The 4,182-nt window shown below is 56.6% G+C and carries 5 protein-coding genes; all 5 read right to left on the bottom strand.

What is annotated here, in order from left to right:
- Positions 1–20: 20 nt before the first annotated feature.
- Positions 21–257, bottom strand: coding sequence for an acyl carrier protein (gene acpP / locus HMPREF9538_RS21480; RefSeq protein ID WP_000103754.1), 237 nt, complete (start codon positions 255–257; stop codon positions 21–23).
- Between the two features lie 210 nt (positions 258–467).
- Positions 468–1,202 (bottom strand): 3-oxoacyl-ACP reductase FabG, encoded by a 735-nt coding sequence (fabG, locus tag HMPREF9538_RS21485; RefSeq protein WP_002899294.1) that lies wholly within the window; start codon positions 1,200–1,202, stop codon positions 468–470.
- 12 nt (positions 1,203–1,214) lie between these two features.
- On the bottom strand, positions 1,215–2,144 hold the full coding sequence (gene fabD / locus HMPREF9538_RS21490) for an ACP S-malonyltransferase (RefSeq protein ID WP_009308402.1): 930 nt from the start codon (positions 2,142–2,144) through the stop codon (positions 1,215–1,217).
- Between the two features lie 15 nt (positions 2,145–2,159).
- Positions 2,160–3,113, bottom strand: coding sequence for a beta-ketoacyl-ACP synthase III (locus HMPREF9538_RS21495; RefSeq protein WP_002899288.1), 954 nt, complete (start codon positions 3,111–3,113; stop codon positions 2,160–2,162).
- Positions 3,114–3,166: 53 nt separating this feature from the next.
- On the bottom strand, positions 3,167–4,182 hold a 1,016-nt coding region (gene plsX, locus HMPREF9538_RS21500; protein ID WP_009484276.1), incomplete at its 5' end, for a phosphate acyltransferase PlsX.

Here is a 4,182-nt window from a genome sequence, read left to right as displayed (position 1 = left end):
CCCCCCCTGGAGATGTTCACTTACGCCTGGTGGCCGTTGATGTAATCAATGGCAGCCTGAACGGTGGTGATTTTCTCAGCTTCTTCGTCCGGAATCTCAGTATCAAACTCTTCTTCCAGAGCCATTACCAGCTCAACGGTGTCAAGAGAATCAGCGCCCAGGTCTTCAACGAAGGAAGCATTGTTGGTAACTTCTTCCTGCTTAACGCCCAGCTGCTCGCCGATAATTTTCTTAACGCGTTCTTCGATAGTGCTCATACTCTTAAATTTCCTATCAAAACTCGCTTTCGCGATGGTTTTCGTAGTGTATAAAATGTTGAAAAATTTGCAACTAAATCCCGGCAGGTCTTACCACGATTTTGCGCTATTTTGAGGCCGTTTGCCCTAAGAACGCAAATCTTTTCGCACAAAACCGCACAGAGAACCGTGCGAAGTGCGCGGTTCCTGAACATTTTGCACAAATCTCGGTCAGACCATGTACATTCCGCCGTTGACGTGCAGCGTTTCACCAGTGATGTAACTTGCTTCGTCAGAGGCTAAAAATGCAACCGCGCTGGCGATTTCATTTGGGGTGCCAAGGCGCCCCGCAGGAACTGCCGCCAGCGTACCCGCACGCTGCTCATCGGTCAGCGCACGCGTCATGTCCGTTTCAATAAAGCCCGGAGCAACAACGTTTACAGTAATACCGCGGGACGCAACTTCACGCGCCAGTGATTTACTGAAGCCGATCAGACCCGCTTTCGCCGCGGCGTAGTTGGCCTGACCGGCATTTCCCATGGTACCAACCACAGAACCGATAGTGATAATACGTCCATGACGCTTTTTCATCATAGCGCGCATTACCGCTTTTGACAGACGGAAAACCGATGACAGGTTGGTTTCGATAATATCGTTCCACTCGTCATCTTTCATGCGCATTAACAGATTGTCGCGAGTGATCCCGGCATTATTCACCAGGATATCCACTTCGCCAAACTCTGCGCGCACATTTTCCAGAACAGATTCAATAGATGCCGGGTCGGTCACATTCAACATCAGACCTTTACCATTGGCGCCTAAATAGTCGCTGATCGCCTGCGCGCCGCTTTCGCTGGTCGCAGTACCGATAACTTTCGCGCCACGGGCGACGAGCGTTTCAGCGATAGCACGGCCAATACCGCGGCTTGCACCGGTAACCAGCGCGATTTTTCCTTCAAAACTCATGGTTTTCCTCTTTTATTGCTCAAGCGCCGCAGACATCGCCGCCGGCTCGTTAAGCGCGGAAGCGGTCAGGGTGTCAACAATACGTTTGGTCAGGCCGGTGAGGACTTTACCCGGGCCAACCTCATACAGGTGCGATACGCCCTCGGTAGCCATAAACTCAACGGTTTTGGTCCACTGCACCGGGCTGTACAGCTGGCGCACCAGCGCGTCGCGAATGGCGTCCGGCGCGGTTTCGCACTTCACGTCGACGTTATTCACCACCGGAATCGTCGGCGCGTTGAAGGTGATCTTCTGCAGCTCTACCGCCAGTTTTTCTGCGGCTGGCTTCATCAGCGCGCAGTGGGACGGCACGCTCACCGGCAGCGGCAGCGCGCGTTTGGCACCGGCGGCTTTACAGGCGGCGCCCGCACGTTCAACGGCCTCTTTGTGCCCGGCGATAACCACCTGGCCCGGAGAATTGTAGTTCACCGGAGAGACCACCTGCCCTTCGGCAGACTCTTCACAGGCTTTGGCGATAGCGGCGTCGTCCAGACCGATAATCGCGGACATGGCGCCGGTACCTTCCGGTACGGCTTCCTGCATGAATTTACCACGCAGCTCAACCAGGCGAACGGCATCAGCGAAACCGATAACGCCCGCGCATACCAGCGCGGAGTATTCGCCGAGGCTGTGACCCGCCAGCAGCGCTGGCGCTTTGCCGCCCTGCTGTTGCCAGACGCGGTACAGCGCCACGGAGGCGGCGAGCAGCGCCGGTTGAGTCTGCCAGGTCTTATTCAGTTCTTCTGCCGGGCCCTGTTGCGTCAGCGCCCACAGATCGTAACCCAACGCTGCGGAAGCTTCACCGAAGGTCTCTTCAATGACCGGCCAGGCGGCAGCCATTTCGGCCAGCATGCCTACGGCCTGAGAGCCCTGCCCCGGGAACACAAATGCGAATTGCGTCATGTTTAAATCCTTATACTAAAAACGAACCAGCGCGGAACCCCAGGTGAAACCGCCACCAAAGGCTTCCAGCAAAATCAGCTGACCGCGCTGAATACGGCCATCGCGGACGGCCTCATCCAACGCGCAAGGGACTGACGCCGCGGAGGTGTTGCCATGGCGGTCGAGGGTCACAACGACGTTATCCATCGACATACCCAGTTTCTTCGCCGTCGCGCTGATAATACGCAGGTTAGCCTGATGCGGCACCAGCCAGTCCAGCGCTGAACGTTCAAGATTATTCGCTGCCAGCGTTTCATCAACGATGTGCGCCAGCTCGGTGACCGCCACTTTGAAGACTTCGTTGCCGGCCATCGTCAGATAGATCGGGTTTTCCGGATCGACACGATCGGCGTTCGGCAGGGTCAGCAGTTCGCCATAGCTGCCGTCGGCATGCAGATGCGTCGAGATAATGCCCGGCTCTTCGGAGGCGCCCAGTACAACCGCGCCGGCGCCGTCTCCGAAAATAATAATCGTTCCGCGATCCGCCGGATCGCAGGTGCGCGCCAGCACATCGGCGCCAACAACCAGCGCATAATCTACCGCGCCGTTCTTCACATACTGATCGGCGACGCTTAGCGCATAGGTGAAACCGGCGCAGGCGGCGGCGACATCAAACGCCGGGCAACCCTTAACGCCCAGCATTGACTGGATCTGGCATGCAGAACTCGGAAACGCGTGCGTGCCGGAAGTGGTCGCAACGATAATCAGACCAATTTGCTCCGCGGACACGCCCGCCATCGCCAGCGCCTGCTTTGCGGCTTCAAAGCCCATCGTAGCAACTGTTTCATGCGCTGCGGCAATACGACGCTCACGGATACCTGTGCGGGTGACAATCCACTCGTCAGAGGTTTCTACCATTTTTTCCAGGTCGGCGTTTGTACGCACTTGCTCGGGCAGATAGCTGCCGGTACCAATAATCTTCGTATACATGTACGCTCAGTCACTCTTGGGTGATATACCCGCCTCGTTCAACCGCCGCGGCGTCAATCGTGGCCATTCGTCCCGCTTTGCTGTCGGGCGTTCACGTCACTGTCGCTTTCCGGCAGCTCGAAACCAGCTGGGTATAAAGATTCCAGGCGCGCGGCGATCCGCTGAGGGATCTGCCGCTGCACCGCCTGCACTGCCTGCTCTATCGCGACGCTAAAGGCGCGTTGATTGGCAGCACCATGACTCTTGATCACGGAACCGCGCAATCCTAACAGACAGGCGCCATTATACTGGTCGGGGTTGAGGTGACTGAATCGCCTCGCCAGGCTTTTTTGTAACCAACGTTTTAGTAACAGCAGCCACCACGACCGTTTTTTGCCCTCTCCCTGAGATTTCAGCAGTGAAAGGAACATTCTGACAACACCTTCCATGGTTTTTAATGTGACGTTGCCCGTGAATCCATCACAAACCAGCACATCGGTTTTTCCGGTCAACAGTTCATTGGCTTCAAGATAGCCGATGTAGTTGAGGGAAGGCAGCGTTTTGAGCACTGCGGCAGCATCGCGGATGCTGCCGAGGCCTTTCATCTCTTCTTCGCCGATATTCAACAAAGCGACGCGGGGGTTGGCAATGCCGACCACTTCTTCCGCCAGCACCGCGCCCATTACCGCGAACTGCACCAGCATCGTGCTGTCGCAATCGACGTTGGCGCCGAGATCCAGCACCACGGTTTTGCCCTTCTGCTGGTGCGGTAAAACCGTCACCAGCGCCGGCCGCTCAATACCTTCGATCGGTTTGAGCAGCAGTTTCGCCAGACCCATCAGCGCGCCGGTGTTGCCAGCGCTGACGCAGGCTTGCGCCCGCCCTTCTTTCACAAGCTCCAGCGCCACGCGCATTGAGCTTCCGCGACTGCTGCGGATAGCCTGTGCGGGTCGCGCATCACTGGCAATAACTGACTGCGCAGGAATAATCTGCAGACGCGAACGTTGTTCGAAGTCAGCTTTGGCGAGTAATGGCGTGATGGCGTCGGGATCGCCGACTAAAAGAAGTGTGAGTTGCGAATTAGAGTTCA

This window comes from Klebsiella sp. MS 92-3, from assembly GCF_000195655.1.
Classification (GTDB): Bacteria; Pseudomonadota; Gammaproteobacteria; order Enterobacterales; family Enterobacteriaceae; genus Klebsiella; species Klebsiella pneumoniae.
The sequence above is the reverse complement of the archived record's forward strand: the minus strand, read 5'-3'. Positions and strand labels throughout refer to the sequence as shown.